1 protein-coding gene and 1 pseudogene are annotated in these 1,501 nt (G+C 61.0%); both read right to left on the bottom strand.

The window, feature by feature from the left end; all coding sequences use genetic code 11:
- Positions 1-981, bottom strand: a 981-nt coding sequence (locus tag V6C16_RS13065; protein WP_333543413.1) for a DNA circularization N-terminal domain-containing protein, incomplete at its 3' end; no start/stop codon positions are given.
- A gap of 5 nt (positions 982-986) precedes the next feature.
- Positions 987-1,501, bottom strand: a pseudogene (locus V6C16_RS13060) (hypothetical protein); the annotation flags it as partial.

Genomic DNA, 1,501 nt, shown 5'->3' with positions numbered 1-1,501 from the left:
GGCGGTTGCCAGTGTATTGGTCTGTGCCAGCATGGCGTAGGTCACGGCCTGGGCGCGGGCCGTCTGGCGACTGGACGGGGCATCTGTAGCCGCAGGCACGGCAGCAGGGCCGTCTTGCCGCACTGAAAGCTGCCCACTGCTGGCAGAATTTTGCGGGCCAGTAATCCACGAATCGCCGTAGGCGCTTGAGCCAACAGCATATGTGGTTTGCGGCTTGTCAGACGAAAGGCTGACGCGCGGAAAAACGCCCGACAACGACGACAATCCGGCAAATGTGCCAAGGCCGCTGACCGCGCTGGCAGCGCTGAACTGGCAGGCCAGCAGGTCTGTCACAAAGCCCACCGGAGAATCAATATAGGAAACAGCAGTGCGCACAACAGCCCCGGCCCCGTCATACACGTCGAGAATGGCGCGCAGTTCCGTGAGTACTGCGCCCTGCACATAGGCAGCGGCCTCTTGCAGGGGGGCCAGCGTTTCAGCCAGAGCTGCGCTGGCTTCATTCATGGCGGACGTAAGGCCAGAAAGCATACTGCCCTGCGCCTTGTCGGCAAGGCCGCGCATACTCTTGGCGTCAAAGAAGGGATTATCAAGCGAGGCTTCAATAAATTCAAAGTCAACAGCGGCGTAGTCGCGCGTTTCAGCATCATGCTCGATATTCCAGTGTTTGACGCACACTTGCAGGGTGCCGAACAGCGGATGCACCAGCTCACCCTTGCCGGATTCTTCAAACGCCCTGACAAGGGCGCTGACTTCGGACAGGTAATTGCGGCCCCAAAAGATCGCCCTGACGGGCGTAAGCCGGGCCTTGCGGCCCAAATCTTCCACCTCCGCGCCGGGGCGGTACGGGTATTCATGCACGGCGAGGGATTTTTCGCCCTTGTCGCTGATGCCCGCGACCTGAAACTTGACGCCACGGAACGAGGCGTCAAGCATGGTGGCCCAGGGGGAAGCGACTTCATTCAGGGTGTTCAGCAGGGACATGGGGGCTACCTCCGGGTATCGTCGCGCACAAGCCGCCGCGTAACGGCCTCGGCTATGCGGTCGCCGTCAATATCCAGCTTGTTTTCTATAGTCACAGAGATGGGCTGCTGCGCCGCCTGCTGCTGGACGTATTGCAGGGCTTCAAGATAATCGTCGGGCATGGCTTCGTCGCGGCTTTGTGCGGGGCCGTTATCTCCCCAAAGTGCTTGCCCTATTTTTTCGCCCACTTCTGCGCCGCCCAAGGCACCGGCTACTGCCCCGGCAAGAGCACCAACAAGCGTTCCAAAGCCCGGCACGGCAGACCCCAGAAGCGCGCCCGTGGCTGCGCCGGAAAAACCACCTGCCAGACCGCCAACCGTACCGGAATGCGCTATATTTTTTTGCTCACGGCTGAGGCTGGCATCCGATTCCGTGGCAATGGCATCAACTACTGACAAGCCAACGCCAATGGCACCGGCAGCCTTGCCCGCCCCCTTGGCGATACGCAGCCATTTTGCCCCTCGGCCTGCGGCTTGTGTGA

Origin of the sequence: Desulfovibrio sp. 1188_IL3213, from assembly GCF_036763145.1 — a bacterium.
In the GTDB taxonomy this organism is placed as follows: Bacteria; Desulfobacterota; Desulfovibrionia; order Desulfovibrionales; family Desulfovibrionaceae; genus Desulfovibrio.
This window is presented reverse-complemented; position numbering and strand designations above follow the sequence as displayed.